Raw genomic sequence first — 19,523 nt, 5'->3', positions numbered from 1 at the left:
TCTTTAAAGTGTTAAGTTAATATGATCTTTTTTACTGTTCCGAACGGTTCCAGTATCTTTCAATTTCCTCCAGTGACTTCCCGGTCGTTTCCGGGACTAGTTTCCATACGATGAGCATATACGGCACACACATGAGCGCGAACAGGAAGAATGTTCCGGTGGGGGTAAGGTTCTGGAGCATCCAGGGGGTTAACTGTCCGATCAGGTACGTTCCGATCCAGAGAGCGAATCCTGCTATCGACATGGCCAGTCCGCGAACCTTGGTGGGATACATCTCCGAGAGGAGTACAAACACCACGGCACAGATGGATACGGCACAGCAGAATACATAGAACAGGAAGAAAACAAGCAGGAAGAGGCTGGATACTCCCAGGGAATCTCCGAAGAGGAAGTACAGGCCGATGAGAATCAGAGAAACAACCATTCCCGAAACTCCATAATAAACCAGCTTCTTGCGGCCCACCTTATCGATTATGACAAGAGCCAGAACCGTGGTCAAAGTATTGACTAGTCCTACCAGAACTTGGTAAAAAAGAGAATCACCTCCTGAAAGTCCTGCATTCTCAAAAATAGAAGGACCATAATAAAGCACCGCATTGACTCCCATAAATTGTCCCAAAATAGCAATGCATACACCTATAATTACTGCCTTCAAAATGCCGGGTTTCATCAATAACGACCATTCTGAGCTTGTTTCAGCAGTCAAAACTGATTGAGTTTCTTTCAATTGGTTCGTTGCTTCTGTAATCGAATTATAGATTCTCTCCAGAATATTTATAGCCTTTCTCTCCTGCCCTCGTACAATTAACCAACGAGGACTCTCCGGTATGAAAAATATGATTATAAAGAATAATATCGCAGGTAACGTTTCCATACCTAACATACCTCTCCATACCTCAGTTATAAATATCTTATTTAATAGAGGAACACCCAATAAAGCACCACTTTCCGACCAAGCCAACAACTGATAATTAACCAGATAAGCTCCTAAGAAGCCAACGGTCACAGCCAGTTGATATAAAGAGACTAAACGCCCTCTATACTGTGCTACTGAAACTTCCGAAATGTAAAGAGGAGACACTATGGAAACAACGCCTATCCCGACACCCCCAATTATACGATACACCACTAATTGCGTAAAATCCGTACAGAGAGCACATCCTAAAGCCGATGCGGAGAAGAGAATAGCAGAAATAACCATAGTCAATTTTCTCCCTAATTTATCACTCAAAATACCGGCAAAAAGGACTCCAATGATTGAACCGACCAACGCACACCCTACATACCATCCCTGCTGCAATGCATCCAGTTGAAAAAGCTGAGTAACCTGAGCAATTGTACCGGATATAACTGCCGTATCATATCCGAACAAAAAACCGCCCAAAGCAGCCACAACAGAAAGGAATATAAGATAGCCAAAATTAATAGTAGATTGCATAATATTATTTTATTTCAAAATATTCTATATATCTGTTATACAAATTCCCTGCTTGCAAGTAAGCAGATTGCGGACTCATAAAATGAGAAAATTCAAAGGTTATAGCCTTATCATATCCGGCACGCTTGGCAGCTTCCAATTTCATCCGAAGTTTATCAAACTTAATGGGTAGAAAACGAATAGGCATATCACGATCAAAAGATTCGGCATTTGTCCAGCATTGCATCCCATACTTATCTGCTAATTTTTTATTGACAGAAAAGAAAGCATCCAATTCATCATAATCAATATGTCCATCTTGAAAAGCACATGCATCTACCACCTCATGAATACCATCAAAAATTTCATTCCATTCTTTTTCGTGTTGTTGTACAGAAACTGCATCTTCTTTTGTCAGTTTACCTGTTCCCATAATCGCCTTCTTGCCATCAATCCAAGGAGAAATAAAAGTAGGAAGCCCGGCCGAAACATCTTTACATTGCTTTCCCATTGTATAAAATGAATCGATTGCGCCTTTGGTTGCCCGGCTAATTTCTCCGCTAATGTACCAGCCTCCAAAACTTTTATACTTCTCTCCATACATTTTCCAGACTTCGTCTATCACATATTTATTATCCTCAATCTCCCAACTTAAATCACCCGTATCCCAATATCGTCCTGAATCATATAAACCAAAATAAAACTTCATATTATATTTAGCAGCAAGACGCAAATACATATCTACCAAATCAACTGATGGCATATAGCATCCTTTTTTTAATAAATAAGGTGAAGGATAAGTTATAAATTTCCGATAACCGGAACGAATCATTACCACCGTATCTATTCCAATCTTTTTCATGTGTTGGAAATCCATATCCCATTCTTTTTCTCCCCAATTCTGATGAGGAATGTCATGGGAGATTTCATCCAGAAAAGTTCCTGTTATTTTCAGACCATTATTTTTAGGAACAATTAAATTATTCTCCAAACCATTCTCCTCATTTTTAAGAATAGATATTTCACTCCCCTCTTCACCGGTAGCAAATAAAGAAGGAGCCACCAAAGCTGACGCTCCGGCCAAGGCCGCCTTTTTTAGAAAATCTCTACGATTATTTGTTTCCATAGCTTTAATTTTTTGGTTTTTCTACTTTGTATATATGTTAACCTATTGAAGTCACAATGTGTTTTAATTAATATCACGCTACAAATATAGGCATATTTATTAAATAAACAATATATAATAAAATATTTTATTAATAAAGTTGCATTTAAACATATAATTCACAAATATAAGTTCAAAAACGATCAGAATAAAAGATAATAGAGACTCTATACACTTGATATACAAAAGTAAATAATGAATCGTGAATCCTATACCTTATTATATGCATAAAGCAATAAAGAGAACATCGCCCACTTGATTCTAATTTTTTCCACACAAAACGCCACATTTAATAAAAAAATTAATTATCTTTGTAGATATTACCAAATAACCAAACATATGAACCAACAATTCTTGAAAGAAATAGAAAAGGGCTCTAAAAGCGCTCTCGTCAAAAAGAGAATTATTACACATTATATATATAATGGCAGTTCTACAATTCCCGATCTTTCAAAAGAGCTGGATTTGAGTGTACCAACCGTCACCAAATTTATTGGCGAAATGTGTGATGACGGATATATTAATGATTATGGAAAATTGGAGACCAGTGGTGGGCGCCATCCGAACCTTTATGGACTTAATCCCGAATCCGGTTACTTTTTAGGTGTAGATATCAAAAGATTTGCAGTCAATATCGGCCTGATAAATTTTAAAGGCGATATGGTAGAACTGAAAATGAACATACCTTATAATTTTGAGAATTCAATTGAGGGAATGAATGAATTATGCAAGCTGATTATCAATTTTATAAAAAAGCTCACCATCAACAAAGAGAAAATCTTAAATATTAATGTAAATGTATCGGGACGCGTGAATCCTGAATCTGGATACAGTTTCAGTCAGTTCAATTTCGAAGAAAGACCATTGGCAGATGTGTTGTCTGAGAAACTGGGCTACAAAGTTACTGTCGATAACGATACGCGGGCTATGACTTATGGAGAGTATATGCAAGGCTGCGTAAAAGGAGAAAAAGATATTATCTTTGTAAACGTAAGTTGGGGATTGGGAATCGGAATTATCATAGATGGCAAGATTTATACAGGTAAATCAGGATTTTCCGGTGAATTCGGTCACATGAGTACTTATGATAATGAAATTATCTGCCACTGCGGCAAAAAAGGGTGCTTAGAAACCGAAGCTTCCGGTTCTGCCCTTCACCGTATCCTTTTAGAACGCATCCGGAACGGAGAAAGCTCTATATTATCAACTAGAATCGCTGCCGAAGAAGATCCCATAACCCTTGATGAGATAATTGCGGCAGTAAACAAAGAAGATCTACTCTGTATCGAGATTGTAGAAGAGATCGGACAGAAGCTAGGAAAACAAATTGCAGGACTGATCAATATTTTTAATCCGGAATTGGTTATTATAGGTGGTACTTTGTCGTTGACTAGTGATTATATAACCCAACCTATAAAGACTGCGGTACGTAAATACTCTCTGAATCTGGTCAACAAGGATTCAGCTATTATCACATCCAAGTTGAAAGATAAGGCTGGTATTGTTGGTGCATGTATGCTGGCACGTAGCAGAATGTTTGAAAGCTAATTAAATTGAAGAACCAGTAAATAAAAAAGGAAGTCTAAATAACTAAATACAAGATAGTTAATAGACTTCCTTTTGAGAGCCGCTAGCCAGACTTGAACTGGCGACCTACGCGTTACGAATGCGTTGCTCTACCAACTGAGCTATAGCGGCGTTTGTCTCTCGTTTACAGCGTGCAAAATTACAGCTTTATTTGAAACTACAAAAAGAATCCGCCTATTTTTTGAGCTATTTTTATAACAACTTTTGTTTTCGATACTTTTTGTCCCAATAATCAATGATAATTCCGCCTGTGAATAAATTATAAAGTGTTGCATGGTATGACAAAATATATACTAACTTTACCGCATGAAAAAGAAATTCCAACTCGAAGTTCCGGGAGGAGCCGACAAAATCTTACTTCATACTTGTTGCGCTCCTTGTTCGTCAGCTATCATCGAATGTCTGATGCAACACAATATAACCCCTGTCATTTACTATTGCAATCCCAATATTTTCCCACAGGAAGAATACAACATAAGAAAAGATGAATGCACCCGTTATGCGCAATCATTAGGACTGGAAATTGTAGACGCCGACTATGACCACGAAGCCTGGCGTTGCCAAATGGCAGGAATGGAACAGGAACCCGAAAGAGGAGGACGTTGCCTGCGTTGCTTCAAGAGCCGCTTGTTGGAAACAGCCCGTTATGCCCACGAGCATGGTTTCTCCGTAATTACCACTACCCTTGCTTCCAGCCGTTGGAAAAGCCTGGAACAGATAAATGAAGCCGGACGATATGCCATGACACATTATCCTGATGTCACATATTGGGAACAGAATTGGCGTAAAGGCGGATTAAGTGAACGACGCATCGCAATCATCAAAGAATATAATTTCTACAATCAGCAATATTGCGGTTGCGAATTCAGCATGAGAAAAGAAGAATAAAAACAATCCCATCATCACCTGCAAACCAATGAATCGAAGAAAGAAAGGCAAAAACAGAAAAATATTCAAAAAAGAATCACGTTCCAATTATAAATTGGGATGTATTATCACCATCATTATACTTATACCTATTCTTTACGGCGTTTATTTATATTGTCAGGGAATTGATACTTCTCAAAAAGAAAAGCCACAGACCAGCACATCATTTCAAACTTCATCTGACCAAAAGCCGGAGAACAAGAAGCCAGAAGGTAAAAAAACAAAAGGTACGAAGTCGGAGAACAATAAGTCGGGAGGTAAAAATCCGACAACAAAAGAGTTGGAAATACCGGTGTCACTTACCCGACGTCAAGAACAGATCATCCATCACACCGGATACACCGTTTCTTACAATAAAGATTTAAAACTCCCCAATTGGGTTTCATACGAATTGACTCGTAAAGAGACAAAGGGAAAGGAGAAAAGAAGTAACCGTTTTATTACCGACCCACAGGTCAGAGGCTTGATAGCAACCAATACAGACTATGCACATTCAGGATACGACAAAGGACACATGGCACCGGCTGCAGATATGAAATGGAGTCCGCAAGCTATGAAAGAATCATTTTACTTCAGCAATATGTGTCCGCAACACCCGCAACTAAACAGAAGAGGGTGGAAAAATCTGGAAGAGAAAATCCGGGATTGGGCGATAGCAGACAGCGCCATTATCATTATATGCGGACCTATTATAACCAGACAACCCAAAACGATCGGAAAAAATAAAGTTGTAGTGCCCCAACAGTTTTTCAAGGTAATCCTCTCCCCTTTCGTAAAGCCTATGCGGGCTATCGGTTTCTTATTCAACAATAAACAGTCAGTAGAGCCACTTTCTACATACGCAGTGACAATAGATAGTATTGAACATCTTACAAACATGGATTTCTTTGCGGCCCTTCCCGATGAAATAGAAAATAAAATAGAAGCAGAAGCAGATTATTTCCAATGGCCGAATTAATCAGAAATACCGTATTATATCTTAAAATCATGCAGTGAACCGATTGATTTCTTCTTTACCAATAAATAAAATCCGGTGGTATATTAATAAAACCTTGCGGCATATTAATAAAACCTGCCGAGATATTAAGGCTGTTACTGTTGAGCAACCAGCGTGATACTATTGTGCAACCTGTCAATTACACTTGTCCTTCTCCACAGTTGTTCAACTATAACCCAATAGAACAGTATTAATAGCTACAAAATCATATAAGTAACTCAGTGACAAAGCATTGCAGAAAAAATGCATTTTTTGTTCTCAAAAAGCTAAAAACATCTAGACGTTTTTTGTAAACTTATCTTAATTTAGCCCTATTTTTACCCATAAACATCTAATTATCAACAATGTGACATTTTTGTTTTTCCGGGTATAATACTTAATATAAAGACAAAAATATTGCAGAAGAAAGATTCATCTCAGAAAGAAACCACTCCTATTCAAATTCTTCTTATCTTTGACGCTGCAAAAATAACGTCTCATAAGATGAAGAAAAAAAAGAGAACTATTTTATTATCCATTCTGATTGGAACATTTTTACTTTGCGCTATTGCAGGAGGGACTATTTATTACTGCCTGTTTGCTCCCCAATTCCATCCGTCCAAAACCGTATACATTTACGTAGACCGGGACGATACGGCCGATTCTATTACCAATAAAATAAAAAAGTTCGGATATGTCAACAAACTCACCGGATTCCATTGGATGGCCAAATATAAAAATCTCGAACAGAATATACACACGGGACGTTATGCCATCCGTCCGAACGACAATGTATACCATGTATACAGCCGTTTTTCCAGAGGTTACCAAGAGCCGATGAATCTCACAGTCGGAAGTGTCCGTACTTTAAAACGACTGGCACGAAGTATGGGCAAACAGTTAATGATCGATTCTGCCGAGATTGCTCGCCAGTTGTTTGATTCCACCGTTCAAGCCCAACTAGGATACACAGAAGCAACCTTGCCCGGTCTTTTCATTCCCGAAACCTACCAAGTATACTGGGATATGAGTGCGGATGAATTAATCGAACGTATGAGAAAGGAGCATGAACGTTTCTGGAACAAAGAACGGTTGGCACAAGCCACTGCGATCGGTATGACACCGGAAGAAGTCAGCACACTTGCTTCCATCGTTGAAGAAGAGACCAATAATAATGAAGAAAAGCCAATGGTAGCCGGATTATACATCAACCGCCTGCACAAAGATATGCCCCTGCAAGCAGACCCGACAATCAAATTTGCCCTACAGGATTTTGGTCTGCGACGTATTACGAACGAGCATTTGAAAATCGATTCGCCATATAACACATATATAAATACCGGATTACCTCCCGGGCCTATCCGTATCCCCTCTAAAAAAGGGATAGACAGTGTATTGAATTATACCAAGCACAACTATATTTATATGTGTGCCAAAGAGGACTTTTCCGGGACTCACAATTTCGCATCCAATTATGCCGAACACATGGCAAATGCAAGAAAATATTGGAAAGCGCTGAATGAAAGAAAGATTTTCAAGTAAATTTGTGATAAAACGAACTGAAAAGTCTATCTTTGCCCGATAGAATAACAAACTGTGATCAACACTAAATAAAAAGAAATATATGAGCAAGCAACTCTTACTTGGCGATGAAGCCATTGCACAAGCTGCATTGGATGCCGGACTCTCAGGTGTTTATGCCTATCCCGGTACTCCTTCAACTGAGATTACGGAATATATTCAGATGGCCCCGATAACGACCGAACGGAATATACATAACCGTTGGTGTGCCAACGAAAAAACAGCGATGGAGGCTGCTTTAGGTATGTCTTTCGTCGGCAAGCGGGCCTTAGTCTGCATGAAGCATGTAGGTATGAATGTGGCCGCTGACTGTTTTGTCAACTCTGCCATCACCGGCGTGAAAGGCGGACTGATTGTGATAGCGGCAGATGATCCTAGTATGCACTCCTCACAGAACGAGCAAGACAGCCGTTTCTACGGAGATTTTTCCCTCATTCCTATGTACGAACCCAGCAATCAGCAGGAAGCGTATGACATGGTGTACAGCGGTTTTGAATTCTCCGAAAAAATGGGAGAACCTATCTTAATGCGTATGGTAACCCGTCTTGCGCATTCCCGTTCCGGAGTAGAACGCAAGGAACAGAAACCACAGAATGGAATATCATTCAGCAACGACCCGCGTCAATTCATCCTGTTGCCGGGAAATGCCCGCAAACGCTATAAAGTATTACTTTCACGTCAAGATGAGTTCATAAAGGCCTCCGAAGAATCACCGTACAACAAATATACAGATGGCCCTAACAAGAAACTAGGAATCATCGCATGTGGTATCGGTTACAATTACCTGATGGAAAACTACCCCGAAGGCTGTGAATATCCGGTACTCAAAATCGGACAATATCCACTGCCGAAAAAACAACTCCATCAGTTGGTAGAATCTTGCGATGAGATTCTTGTTTTGGAAGACGGTCAACCTTTTGTAGAAAAACAACTGAAAGGTTATCTGGGTATTGGTATAAAGGTAAAAGGGCGTTTAGACGGCACTTTGTCGCAAGACGGAGAACTGAATCCTGACTCGGTAGCCCGTGCGGTAAGCAAAGAGAACAAGTCCGAATTTGGCATTCCGTCTGTGGTAGAGATGCGTCCGCCCGCACTTTGTGAAGGTTGCGGCCATCGCGATATGTATACCACATTGACTGAAGTGCTCAGAGAGGAATATCCCGCACATAAAGTATTCAGTGACATCGGCTGTTATACACTGGGAGCAAATGCGCCATTCAATGCTATCAACTCATGCGTAGATATGGGTGCTTCTATCACTATGGCAAAAGGTGCAGTCGACGGAGGCTTGTTTCCGGCCGTAGCCGTCATCGGTGACTCCACATTCACTCATTCGGGAATGACGGGATTATTAGACTGCGTAAATGAAAACGCCAATGTGACAATTGTAATATCCGACAACGAGACTACCGCTATGACAGGCGGGCAAGATTCTGCAGGAACCGGACGTATCGAAGCAATCTGTGCAGGTCTCGGTGTAGAGCCCGCCCATATCAGAGTGGTTGTTCCTTTGAAGAAGAATTACGAAGAGATGAAACAGATCATACGCGAAGAAATCGAATATTGTGGCGTATCTGTCATTATTCCACGCAGAGAGTGTATCCAGACATTAGCACGTAAAAAAAGAAGCAAGTAAACCATGAAAAAAGATATTATATTATCAGGAGTAGGCGGACAGGGTATTTTGTCCATTGCTACCGTAATCGGTAAAGCCGCTTTAAAGGAAGGACTTTATATGAAACAAGCAGAAGTGCACGGAATGAGCCAGCGCGGAGGAGACGTTCAATCCAACCTCCGCATCAGCGATCAGCCGATTGCTTCCGATTTGATTCCTTCCGGCAAATGTGATCTTATTATCTCACTGGAACCTATGGAAGGCCTTCGATATCTTCCTTACCTTAGCCCTGAAGGGTGGCTGGTAACGAATGAAACTCCTTTTGTCAATATTCCCAACTATCCGGAAACGGACAAAGTAATGGCAGAAATCAACAAACTACCTCATAAGATAGTATTGAATGTAGATAAAGTAGCCAAAGAAGCCGGTTCCGCACGGGTAGCCAATATCGTCCTGTTGGGAGCAACAATTCCATTTCTTGGCATTGACTACGCAAAAGTGCAGGACAGCATTCACGAGATTTTCCAACGTAAAGGGGAAGCAATTGTAGAAATGAATCTTAAAGCATTGGCTGCCGGCAAGGAAATTGCGGAAAAGCTTATGTAATAATAGAGACTGCCATGAGTACACAATACTGGGAAGAAGAAATAGAAACCATGAGTCGGGAGAAGTTGCAGGAATTGCAGCTTCAACGCTTGAAGAAAACAATCAGTATCGCTGCAAACGCTCCATACTATAAGGAGGTTTTCAGTAAACATGGTATTACCTCAGACAGCATACAATCGCTGGATGATATCCGTAAAGTACCGTTCACGACCAAAGCCGATATGCGTGCCCACTACCCTTTCGGACTGGTGGCGGGAGATATGAGGAATGATGGTGTGCGTATTCACTCTTCCAGTGGTACTACCGGAAATCCGACAGTTATCGTTCACTCACAACACGACCTTGATTCTTGGGCTAATCTGGTAGCCCGTTGCCTATATACGGTAGGAATCCGTAAAACAGATGTTTTTCAAAATAGTTCAGGATATGGAATGTTTACAGGAGGACTAGGGTTCCAATATGGCGCCGAACGTCTGGGCTGTCTTACCGTTCCTGCCGCAGCCGGTAACAGCAAGCGGCAGATTAAATTCATCAATGACTTTAAGACAACCGCTCTGCATGCTATACCAAGCTATGCCATTCGTCTTGCAGAGGTCTTTCAGGAAGAAGGACTAGACCCAAGAGGCACCACACTGAAAACTTTGGTAATCGGTGCAGAGCCCCATACAGATGAACAACGTCGGAAAATAGAGCGGATGTTGGGTGTAAAAGCATACAACAGCTTCGGTATGACGGAAATGAACGGTCCCGGTGTTGCTTTCGAATGTCTGGAACAGAACGGAATGCACTTTTGGGAGGATTGCTACTTAGTAGAAATCATTGATCCAGAAACAGGCGAACCTGTTCCTGAAGGAGAAACCGGAGAATTAGTACTCACTACCCTTGATCGGGAAATGATGCCGCTCATCCGTTATCGTACCCGCGACTTAACCCGTATTCTTCCGGGAAAATGTCCTTGCGGTCGTACACATATCCGTATTGACCGGATTAAAGGACGTAGTGACGATATGTTTATCATCAAGGGAGTCAATATTTTCCCGATGCAGGTAGAGAAAATTCTAGTACAATTCCCCGAATTGGGCAGCAACTATTTAATTACGCTGGAAACAATCAATAATCAGGATGAAATGATTGTTGAAGTGGAGCTGAGCGATCTTTCTACCGACAATTATATTGAATTGGAGAAAATACGCAAGGATATTACCCACCAACTGAAAGACGAAATCCTGGTTACTCCCAAAGTAAAACTGGTTAAGAAAGGTTCTCTACCTCAAAGCGAGGGGAAAGCCGTTCGTGTGAAAGATTTAAGAGATAACAAGTAAGACTAAAATAGTTCATGTGCTAATATGCCGTCCTTTGTTTCATCATCCGGAATGGCATATTAGCACATTATTAATTAATATCAGATTATATGCAATTACTCAAAAAAAGAATTCTGCAAGATGGAAAATGTTACGAAGGAGGTATTCTGAAAGTGGATAGTTTTATCAACCACCAGATGGACCCTGTTCTGATGAAATCAATCGGAGTCGAATTTGTCCGCCGTTTTGCAGCCACAAACGTAAATAAAATCATGACAATAGAAGCCAGTGGCATTGCTCCGGCTATCATGACAGGTTACCTGATGGATTTGCCTGTTGTATTTGCCAAAAAGAAATCTCCCAAAACGATTCAGAATGCACTAAGTACCACCGTCCACTCGTTTACAAAAGACCGTGATTACGAAGTTGTTATCAGCTCCGATTTTCTGACTCCAAATGACAACATACTTTTTGTAGATGACTTCCTTGCATACGGAAATGCGGCATTAGGTGTTCTTGATCTCATTAAGCAGTCCGGAGCAAATCTGGTAGGAATGGGATTCATCATTGAAAAAGCATTCCAAAACGGACGCAAAGTGCTGGAAGAGCAGGGTGTCAGAGTAGAAAGCCTTGCAATCATCGAAGACCTATCTCATTGCAGCATTAAAATCAAAGATCAATAGCCGGAATTGGGGTTGAAATACTGCCCCTTTCCTTTTGTTCTTTTCCCATATTGCACCGCTTGCCGGGGACATACATGGTAACATGCCAGGCATGAGGTGCAATTCATTCCCCAGACCGGCTTCCCTTCTGACATAGTAATATTCTCCATCGGACAATTCTTCTCACAACGCCTACATCCGATACAGCCATCTGTTACATAGAAATGCTTAGGTGACATTTGAAAACGATTGAATAAAGGATTGATTATTCTCGTTTTAATAAAAGGAATACTGCCTTCGTGACAGGAAAACAAGTGTTCTCTTTTACTGATCAAAGTATTTATCCTTTTAAGTTCCGCGACGCTCTCTGCCAACTTCTTCCTCTCCAGTTCCTCGCTATCCACATCAAATCCCGGAAGCAATACATAATTGTTAGGCATGGTGACTGAAAAGCCGACATGACATTCCCATCCCTTATGTCTGAACGCTTTCATCAGAACCTGTTGAGTCAAGCCGATATCATCTCCACAAGAACATACAAAGAACAAATACTGCCCTCTGTACCCCTTCAGCGAGAGTTTTTGGATAAAGTTCAATACAATCTCAGGAGGCGCCCACGAGTAAATAGGAAACACGAATCCAATCGTTTCTTCCTCTTTAAGACAAAACTCCAACACTCCACTCCTCAATGCGTCGGGAATGAAAACTAAATCCTCTTTTTGTTCCTTAGACAGCTGATTAGCGATCCACTTTGAATTACCTGTACCTGAGAAATAAAATATCATAGAAAAGTATATAAGAAAGCCGTACCGACGATGTGATGAAACTCTGATAGAACAAGATTTGAGCGCTCGTCCTCTTTGTAATCCACCGGCTTAAAGCTGTCCCGAAGGATGTGGCCCGCCATTGAAGAACGAAGCTTTCTCGGTGCATCAGATTAATTTGAAGAGTTTCCCGATCCAGTCGATACGGCTAATATTTTTGTATCACAAATGTAATAAGAATCCTTGATATTAGCAAGAAAAAAAAGGATTTTGTTTACCTACTAACATTTTTTTATTCTGTTTTCACTGCCGTGCAAAGAAAAAGTGCCAGTTACTAGCCTAGCAACTGACACTTTGTAATTCATAAACTGTTGAGTCTTAAGCAGCTTTTGCTTTAGCAACCACAGCTTTGAAAGCTTCCGGGTGATTCATAGCTAAATCAGCCAAAACCTTACGATTTATTTCAATACCGGCTTTGTGCAGACCGCCCATCAATTTAGAATAAGACATTCCTTCAAGACGTGCTGCTGCATTGATACGCTGTATCCAAAGAGCGCGGAAGTTTCTTTTCTTATTTCTACGGTCACGAAACGCGTAAGTCAAACCCTTTTCCCAAGTGTTTTTAGCTACGGTCCATACATTCTTTCTTGCACCAAAGTAACCTCTGGTTAATTTCAAAATTTTCTTTCTTCTTGCTTTTGAAGCAACATGATTTACTGATCTTGGCATAGTTTTACTTTTTTTGAATGTTAGCGCCGCTACTTCACGCAGCGAACTTCAGGCTAATGCATTCGGTTAATACTTTAATAATACTTTTACGCTTTTGATTACTTCATTGCTAAGAGTTCCTTAACCTGGCTTACATTTGTTGTATCAACAGTTGTAGAGTAGCACAGATTTCTTTTTCTCTTCTTAGTTTTCTTAGTCAAAATGTGACTGTGAAAAGCGTGCTTTCTTTTGATTTTACCTGTTCCGGTAAGGGTAAACCTTTTTTTAGAACCGGAGTTAGTCTTCATCTTTGGCATCTTACTTATTTTTAAATTATTAAATATATAATGGCAACGCACTATACCTGCGCGTTACGCATTTTCTCTTATTCTTCCTCAGCTTCCGGCTTTTCAGCTTTCTGCACAGGAGTGGCAGGTTTCGGTGCTGCTGGCTTTTTAGCTGCCTCTTTCTTTTTCGGAGAAAGTTGTATAGTCATACGCTTTCCCTCAAGTATAGGCATCTGATCTACTTTTGCGTAATCTTCAAGGTCGTTGGCAAAACGAAGCAAAAGAACTTCACCTTGCTCCTTAAAAAGGATGGAACGTCCCTTAAAGAACACATAGGCCTTCACCTTATCTCCATCTTCCAAAAAGCCCTTAGCATGCTTCAACTTGAAGTTGTAATCATGATCGTCTGTCTGAGGTCCGAAACGGATCTCTTTTACATTGACCTTAACCTGCTTCGCTTTTTGTTCCTTCTGGCGTTTCTTTAATTGATAAAGAAATTTAGAGTAATCAATAATACGACAAACAGGGGGTTGAGCATTAGGAGAAATTTCCACTAAATCCAATTCTTTCTCTTCGGCCATTTTCAAGGCTTGAAAGATAGGATATACTTTCGGTTCAATATCGTCGCCTACAATGCGGACTTCTTTGGCACGAATCTGTTCGTTGATTCTGTATTGCCCTTTAAAAGTGTCATTCTTCATTAAAAACGTTTACTTCCTAGTTTGATCTTTTTATTGTTCTACTAAATATTTATCATGAAACGGCTGCAAAGTTACCATTTATTTATCATATTCTGAACTTCTTCGTTCAAAATTTTAGCAAATTCTTCAAATTTCATGGTCCCCTTATCTCCTTCGCCTTGTCTACGAACAGAAACTTCACCATTTTCTGCTTCTTTTTCGCCGACAATCAGCATATAAGGAATACGTTTCATCTCATTATCACGGATCTTGCGACCTATTTTTTCGTTGCGGTCATCTACAATCGCACGGATTTCGTGAGTTTTCAGATACATCTTCACTTGTTCCGCATATTCATTGAACTTCTCACTGATCGGCAGAATAGCAACCTGGTCGGGTGTCAACCACAATGGGAACTTACCGGCGGTATGTTCAATCAGCACGGCAACAAAGCGCTCCATTGATCCGAACGGTGCACGATGGATCATAACCGGACGGTGTTTCTGATTATCAGATCCCATATATTCCAGTTCAAAACGTTCCGGCAAGTTATAGTCTACCTGGATAGTACCCAACTGCCAGCGACGACCGATTGCATCTTTCACCATAAAGTCGAGCTTAGGACCGTAGAAAGCCGCTTCACCATATTCAATCTTAGCAGGTAATCCTTTTTCTTCACACGCCTCGATAATAGCCTGTTCTGCCTTTTCCCAATTATCATCGCTACCAATATATTTTTCGCGGTTTACTTTATCGCGCAATGATATCTGAGCCTCAAAATTCTGGAAATTCATAGAACGGAACACAATAGAGATGATATCCATTACACGAAGGAATTCATCTTTTACCTGATCCGGACGGCAGAAAATATGAGCGTCATCCTGCGTAAAGCTACGTACACGAGTTAAACCGTGCAACTCACCACTTTGTTCATAACGACAAACTGTTCCAAATTCAGCAATACGCAATGGAAGGTCTTTATATGAACGCGGGAAGTTCTTATAAATCTCACAATGGTGAGGGCAGTTCATCGGTTTCAAGAAGTACTCTTCTCCTTCTTCCGGAGTATGAATAGGTTGGAAAGCGTCTTTGCCATATTTTGCATAGTGACCGGAAGTCACATATAGTAACTTGTTGCCAATCGGCGGGGTGATTACTTCCTGATAGTCATAGCGAGTCTGGATACGACGCAAGAATTCCTGCAAACGCAGACGTAATGCAGTACCTTTCGGCAGCCACATCGGAAGTCCCTTTCCTACCGTCTCCGAGAACATGAACAACTGCATCTCTTTGCCGATCTTACGGTGGTCACGTTTTTTGGCTTCTTCCAACAATACCAGATACTCATCCAGCATTTTCTTCTTCGGGAACGTGATACCATAAATACGTGTCAACATCTTACGGTCTTCCTGACCACGCCAATATGCACCGGCTACCGTAGTCAGTTTGATAGCTTTGATCGGAGCAGTCGTCATCAAGTGAGGACCACGGCAAAGATCAGTAAATGCCCCTTGCGTATAAGTAGTAATATGTCCGTCTTCCAATTCGGAAATCAACTCACATTTATAAGTTTCCCCACGATCGCCAAACATCTTCAATGCATCCGCTTTGGCAATGCTCTCTCTGACTACATCTTCTTTCTTGGCAGCCAGTTCCTGCATCTTAGCTTCAATAGCAGGCAGATCACTTTCCTTGATTACCGCTTCTCCCGGATCTACATCATAATAGAATCCGTTTTCAATGGCCGGACCGATACCGAACTGAATACCCGGATAAAGTTCCTGCAAAGCTTCAGCCAACAAGTGAGCACTTGTATGCCAAAAAGCATGTTTGCCTTCTTCATCATCCCATTTATAAAGCACGAAATCAGCATCTTCATTAATAGGACGTCCTAAATCATAAGTCTCGCCATTCACGCCACAAGCCAAAACATCTTGTGCCAAACGCGAACTGATACTTTCTGCAATCTGTAAACCGTTCACTCCTTCATTATATTCACGAACAGAGCCATCGGGAAATTTTATCTTTATCATAATAGATGATGTTATATTTTCACAATTTGAACGCAAAAGTAAGTAAATCTTTTGAGTTTTCCATTTTTTATCAAATAAATGTTATTCCGTCTGATCCGTAAAACGTTTGATTACGTTATAAGCAGAAACAATGCCCAACTCACCGGCTTTACTTAAATCAGAAATGCCCAGCTTGTTATTACCTAAAAATATATGGGTAAGGCCTCTATTAAAGTAAGCATCCGCAAAATCAGGATTCAGCTCGATCGCCTTGTCATAATCGGCAATAGCAGCCCGGTAGTCCTTCAGCATAGCAGAGACATTCGCACGGTTATAGTAAGCATAAACAAAGTCCGGCGCCAGATTGATCACCTTGTCCAGGTCTTTCCTTACTACTTCATAATCAACCGCAGTAATCTCTTTACGTTTATCACCCGGAATATTCGTTTCGGCGGCTTGTTCCGCCTTCTGATATTCCAGTTGCTTACAGCGGATAAGCGCACGCATAAAATAAGCCGGGAAGAAATCACCGTCCAACAGAATCGTCTGTGTCAAGTCAGCCACAGCACTTGAGAAGTCCTGCACCAGATAGAAGTCAATCGCACGGGCAAAACGCTTCGAAGCGCTCTTTTCATCAGCCACGATAGCGGACGTATGTGTATCGATCAAAGCAAAATGGAATTTCACCTGTTCTTCTGTCAACGGAGCTTCCATATTCGTAATACGAAGACGTTTAGAGAGGATTCCCGTACGGTTCAAGTCCTCAATATACTTGTGAAAATTCACCGAACGCTTCACGTCACTCATTTTCTCATAATAAGTCAAAGCAAACATGGGCTCCAGTGTGATATTTACATTCTTGTCCTGCACACGTCCACGATAATCACTCGTATAACGCTGTTCGGCTTCAGAGTCATCGGCAATTACTATCTTACGATAGTTATTCATATTCTTATCCGACTTCTTGCGTGTTTTTTCTCCATCTTCATCTCCACTTCCGTCCGCTTTATCTTTATTCTGGGCAACATCCTTATTAGTCGTCACACCGTTCTGCTTGTCAATCTGGGCTTTCATGACCTTAAACTCATCTTGTTCCGCTCCTTTCTTATCCCCAATTTTTCTACGGGCTTCCGAACGCTGATAATATCCGGCCAGAAAGTTAGGATACTGATTGATAACAGTCGTATAGTCTTGTATGGCCCCACGATAATCACCTGTCTGCGCACGGAGTAAACCACGGTTAAAGACAGCCATCATATTATCCGGTTCCATTTGAATGACAAAATCAAAGTCCTCAATTGCCCGGTTGTCATCCCCTACCCGTGCACGAAGCAGACCACGATTATAATGTCCGATAAAGTTATTGGGATCAATATCCAATGCCAAATCATAGTCACTCATAGCCCCCCTCAGATTATTCTGATGGAATCTTGCCAATGCACGATTAATATAGTTTCCGGCATTCTTCGCACTTAAATGAATAGCCCGGTCAAAATCCGATTCCGCCTCCGCATATTTGGATTGCTGCAATTTCACAATTGCCCGTGCAGCCCATGCGTCCGGATCATATTTATCCAATTCAAGCGCCTTATTGAAATCGGTCAAGGCAGCAATGGTGTCCTTCTGCTGCAAAGACACTTCCCCCCTCATTAAATAAGCACGTGTATAACGGGGAGACACTTTCAGCAAACTTTCCAGATCCTCTTTTGCTGAATTATAATCCTTTTTCTGAATATGAGATAACGTTAAATTATGCCACAGAGTGATATTCTCCGGATCATAATGCAAAGCCTTCTGATAATCTTCAATAGCCCCGTCAAATTTGCTCTGACGGATTCTGGCAAGGCCACGAATCTGATAAGCACCTACCACAAACGGATTGCGTTGGATAGCCGCATCACAGTCTGCTTCCGCACCTTGAAAATCTTCCAGATTCAGTTTGGCCAAAGCCCTGAAAAAATAAGGCTCATACAAATAAGGTTTAGCGTTAATTACCTGGTTGAAGTACTGAATGGAAAGTACATAATCCTCAAAATAAAGAGCGTTTCGGGCGATAGTCATCACCCGATCCGTATTTATCTGAGCACATACCAGTGTGGGAAACAGTAATAATACTGTTAATATTCTCTTTATCATCGACATTTTATACTTGTAAACGAAGCAAAAATAATGTTTTTCGTTTACTTAACAGGGATATAAACGTTTTTTATCTTTATTTTACCTGTTTCATCTTATAAGAACTACGAGCTTTCCCCTTCAACATCGTATTCAGTTTTCCCTTAATCATTTGCTTACGAAGTGGAGAAATATGATCAATAAACATCTTACCGTCCAAATGGTCGAATTCATGTTGCATTACGCGAGCCAGATAGCCTTCTACAACTTCCTCGTATTCCACAAAATTCTCGTCCATATATTTCACGCGAATCTTATCTCCTCTTTTCACCGTCTCATGGATACCCGGCAGACTCAGACATCCTTCTTCCATACTTACTTCTTCTCCCCCGACCTCTAGTATATGGGGATTGATATAAGCTTTATTAAAATCTTTAAATTCAGGATAATCCTCCGAGAGCGGATCTAATGTAATGGTAACAACACGAATTGGCAAACCGATTTGCGGGGCAGCCAATCCTACACCATCCGCATGCACCATTGTTTCAAACATATTTGCAATCAACTCTTTCAGATTCGGATAATCCGGAGTTATATCCTCTGCCACCTTTCTTAAAACAGGCTGGCCATATACATAAATAGGTAAAATCATATCTGATATTCTACTAAAAAATTAAGTTATTCTTTGTCTATATTAAAAACGTTTACTTTCCAAATATGTTTGCAGAATAATTGTAGCGCTAATCTCATCTACCAAAGCCTTGTTCTGCCGGTCTTTCTTTTTCAGTCCTGCCTCCAGCATAGTCCGATGTGCAAGAACGGAGGTAAAACGCTCATCCACATACTCCACAGGAAGCTCAGGAAAACGTTTTTTCAGTGAACGGACAAAAGGTTCTATATTTTTCATATTCTCCGAAACTTCATTATTCATTTGCTTAGGCAATCCAATAATAATCCGCTCTACCGGTTCCTTAGCGATGTAATCACCGATAAAATTCAAAAGCTCATGTGTAGGAACTGTCGTCAAGCCATTGGCAATCAGCTGCATGGTGTCGCTGACAGCTATTCCTGTACGTTTTCTTCCGTAATCTATTGCTACTATTCTGCTCATGGGGCACAA

General features: G+C 40.8%; 18 protein-coding genes and 1 tRNA gene. 8 read left to right on the top strand and 11 right to left on the bottom strand.

Annotated elements, in window-relative coordinates:
- Positions 1-31: 31 nt before the first annotated feature.
- Together BACFIN_RS09130 and BACFIN_RS09135 are read right to left on the bottom strand one after the other, a co-directional pair.
- The gene (locus BACFIN_RS09130) at positions 32-1,438 is read right to left on the bottom strand and encodes a sugar porter family MFS transporter (RefSeq protein WP_007753808.1); all 1,407 of its coding nucleotides are present in this window, start codon (positions 1,436-1,438) and stop codon (positions 32-34) included.
- A gap of 4 nt (positions 1,439-1,442) precedes the next feature.
- Entirely contained in the window at positions 1,443-2,543 is a 1,101-nt protein-coding gene (locus BACFIN_RS09135) for a DUF4434 domain-containing protein (protein WP_007753807.1), read from the bottom strand.
- 378 nt (positions 2,544-2,921) lie between these two features.
- On the opposite strand from BACFIN_RS09135, the gene BACFIN_RS09140 reads away from it, so the two are divergent.
- The gene (locus BACFIN_RS09140) at positions 2,922-4,130 is read left to right on the top strand and encodes an ROK family transcriptional regulator (RefSeq protein ID WP_007753806.1); all 1,209 of its coding nucleotides are present in this window, start codon (positions 2,922-2,924) and stop codon (positions 4,128-4,130) included.
- A 77-nt stretch (positions 4,131-4,207) separates the two neighbouring features.
- Here BACFIN_RS09140 and BACFIN_RS09145 read toward each other — a convergent pair.
- A tRNA-Thr gene (locus BACFIN_RS09145) sits at positions 4,208-4,280 on the bottom strand.
- 195 nt (positions 4,281-4,475) lie between these two features.
- Between BACFIN_RS09145 and BACFIN_RS09150 the strand changes: the two genes are divergently transcribed.
- The 7 genes from BACFIN_RS09150 to xpt all read left to right on the top strand — a co-directional run bounded on the left by BACFIN_RS09150 (position 4,476) and on the right by xpt (position 11,858).
- On the top strand, positions 4,476-5,057 hold the full coding sequence (locus BACFIN_RS09150) for an epoxyqueuosine reductase QueH (RefSeq protein WP_007753805.1): 582 nt from the start codon (positions 4,476-4,478) through the stop codon (positions 5,055-5,057).
- Positions 5,058-5,085: 28 nt separating this feature from the next.
- The gene (locus BACFIN_RS09155; protein ID WP_007753804.1) at positions 5,086-6,054 is read left to right on the top strand and encodes a DNA/RNA non-specific endonuclease; all 969 of its coding nucleotides are present in this window, start codon (positions 5,086-5,088) and stop codon (positions 6,052-6,054) included.
- Positions 6,055-6,576: 522 nt separating this feature from the next.
- Positions 6,577-7,614, top strand: a complete 1,038-nt coding sequence (gene mltG / locus BACFIN_RS09160) for an endolytic transglycosylase MltG (RefSeq protein ID WP_032839622.1) — start codon at positions 6,577-6,579, stop codon at positions 7,612-7,614.
- Between the two features lie 82 nt (positions 7,615-7,696).
- The gene (locus BACFIN_RS09165; protein ID WP_007753798.1) at positions 7,697-9,289 is read left to right on the top strand and encodes a thiamine pyrophosphate-dependent enzyme; all 1,593 of its coding nucleotides are present in this window, start codon (positions 7,697-7,699) and stop codon (positions 9,287-9,289) included.
- 3 nt (positions 9,290-9,292) lie between these two features.
- Positions 9,293-9,874 carry an indolepyruvate oxidoreductase subunit beta gene (locus BACFIN_RS09170; protein ID WP_007753795.1) on the top strand — a complete coding sequence of 194 codons (582 nt, stop codon included), beginning with the start codon at positions 9,293-9,295 and terminating at the stop codon, positions 9,872-9,874.
- Positions 9,875-9,888: 14 nt separating this feature from the next.
- Positions 9,889-11,196, top strand: a complete 1,308-nt coding sequence (locus BACFIN_RS09175; protein ID WP_007753778.1) for a phenylacetate--CoA ligase — start codon at positions 9,889-9,891, stop codon at positions 11,194-11,196.
- Between the two features lie 89 nt (positions 11,197-11,285).
- The gene (xpt, locus tag BACFIN_RS09180) at positions 11,286-11,858 is read left to right on the top strand and encodes a xanthine phosphoribosyltransferase (RefSeq protein WP_007753774.1); all 573 of its coding nucleotides are present in this window, start codon (positions 11,286-11,288) and stop codon (positions 11,856-11,858) included.
- On the opposite strand, the gene BACFIN_RS09185 is transcribed toward xpt, so the two are convergent.
- The 8 genes from BACFIN_RS09185 to ruvX form a co-directional block, all read right to left on the bottom strand.
- Positions 11,852-12,622, bottom strand: coding sequence for an EFR1 family ferrodoxin (locus BACFIN_RS09185; RefSeq protein ID WP_007753771.1), 771 nt, complete (start codon positions 12,620-12,622; stop codon positions 11,852-11,854). The genes xpt and BACFIN_RS09185 overlap by 7 nt on opposite strands.
- A gap of 357 nt (positions 12,623-12,979) precedes the next feature.
- Positions 12,980-13,330, bottom strand: coding sequence for a 50S ribosomal protein L20 (rplT, locus tag BACFIN_RS09190; RefSeq protein ID WP_004297540.1), 351 nt, complete (start codon positions 13,328-13,330; stop codon positions 12,980-12,982).
- A gap of 98 nt (positions 13,331-13,428) precedes the next feature.
- On the bottom strand, positions 13,429-13,626 hold the full coding sequence (gene rpmI / locus BACFIN_RS09195) for a 50S ribosomal protein L35 (protein WP_004326827.1): 198 nt from the start codon (positions 13,624-13,626) through the stop codon (positions 13,429-13,431).
- Positions 13,627-13,694: 68 nt separating this feature from the next.
- Entirely contained in the window at positions 13,695-14,297 is a 603-nt protein-coding gene (gene infC, locus BACFIN_RS09200; protein ID WP_007753757.1) for a translation initiation factor IF-3, read from the bottom strand.
- Positions 14,298-14,368: 71 nt separating this feature from the next.
- Positions 14,369-16,309, bottom strand: coding sequence for a threonine--tRNA ligase (gene thrS / locus BACFIN_RS09205; RefSeq protein ID WP_007753754.1), 1,941 nt, complete (start codon positions 16,307-16,309; stop codon positions 14,369-14,371).
- Between the two features lie 81 nt (positions 16,310-16,390).
- A complete protein-coding gene (locus BACFIN_RS09210) occupies positions 16,391-18,424 on the bottom strand; it encodes a tetratricopeptide repeat protein (protein WP_007753751.1) in 2,034 nt (677 codons plus the stop codon).
- A gap of 76 nt (positions 18,425-18,500) precedes the next feature.
- Positions 18,501-19,055, bottom strand: coding sequence for a peptide deformylase (gene def, locus BACFIN_RS09215; RefSeq protein ID WP_007753748.1), 555 nt, complete (start codon positions 19,053-19,055; stop codon positions 18,501-18,503).
- Positions 19,056-19,097: 42 nt separating this feature from the next.
- Positions 19,098-19,514: a Holliday junction resolvase RuvX gene (gene ruvX, locus BACFIN_RS09220; RefSeq protein ID WP_022276045.1), complete on the bottom strand. Its 417-nt coding sequence runs from the start codon at positions 19,512-19,514 to the stop codon at positions 19,098-19,100.
- Positions 19,515-19,523: the final 9 nt, after the last annotated feature.

The organism is Bacteroides finegoldii DSM 17565, assembly GCF_000156195.1.
Lineage (GTDB): Bacteria > Bacteroidota > Bacteroidia > Bacteroidales > Bacteroidaceae > Bacteroides > Bacteroides finegoldii.
The sequence above is the reverse complement of the archived record's forward strand: the minus strand, read 5'-3'. Positions and strand labels throughout refer to the sequence as shown.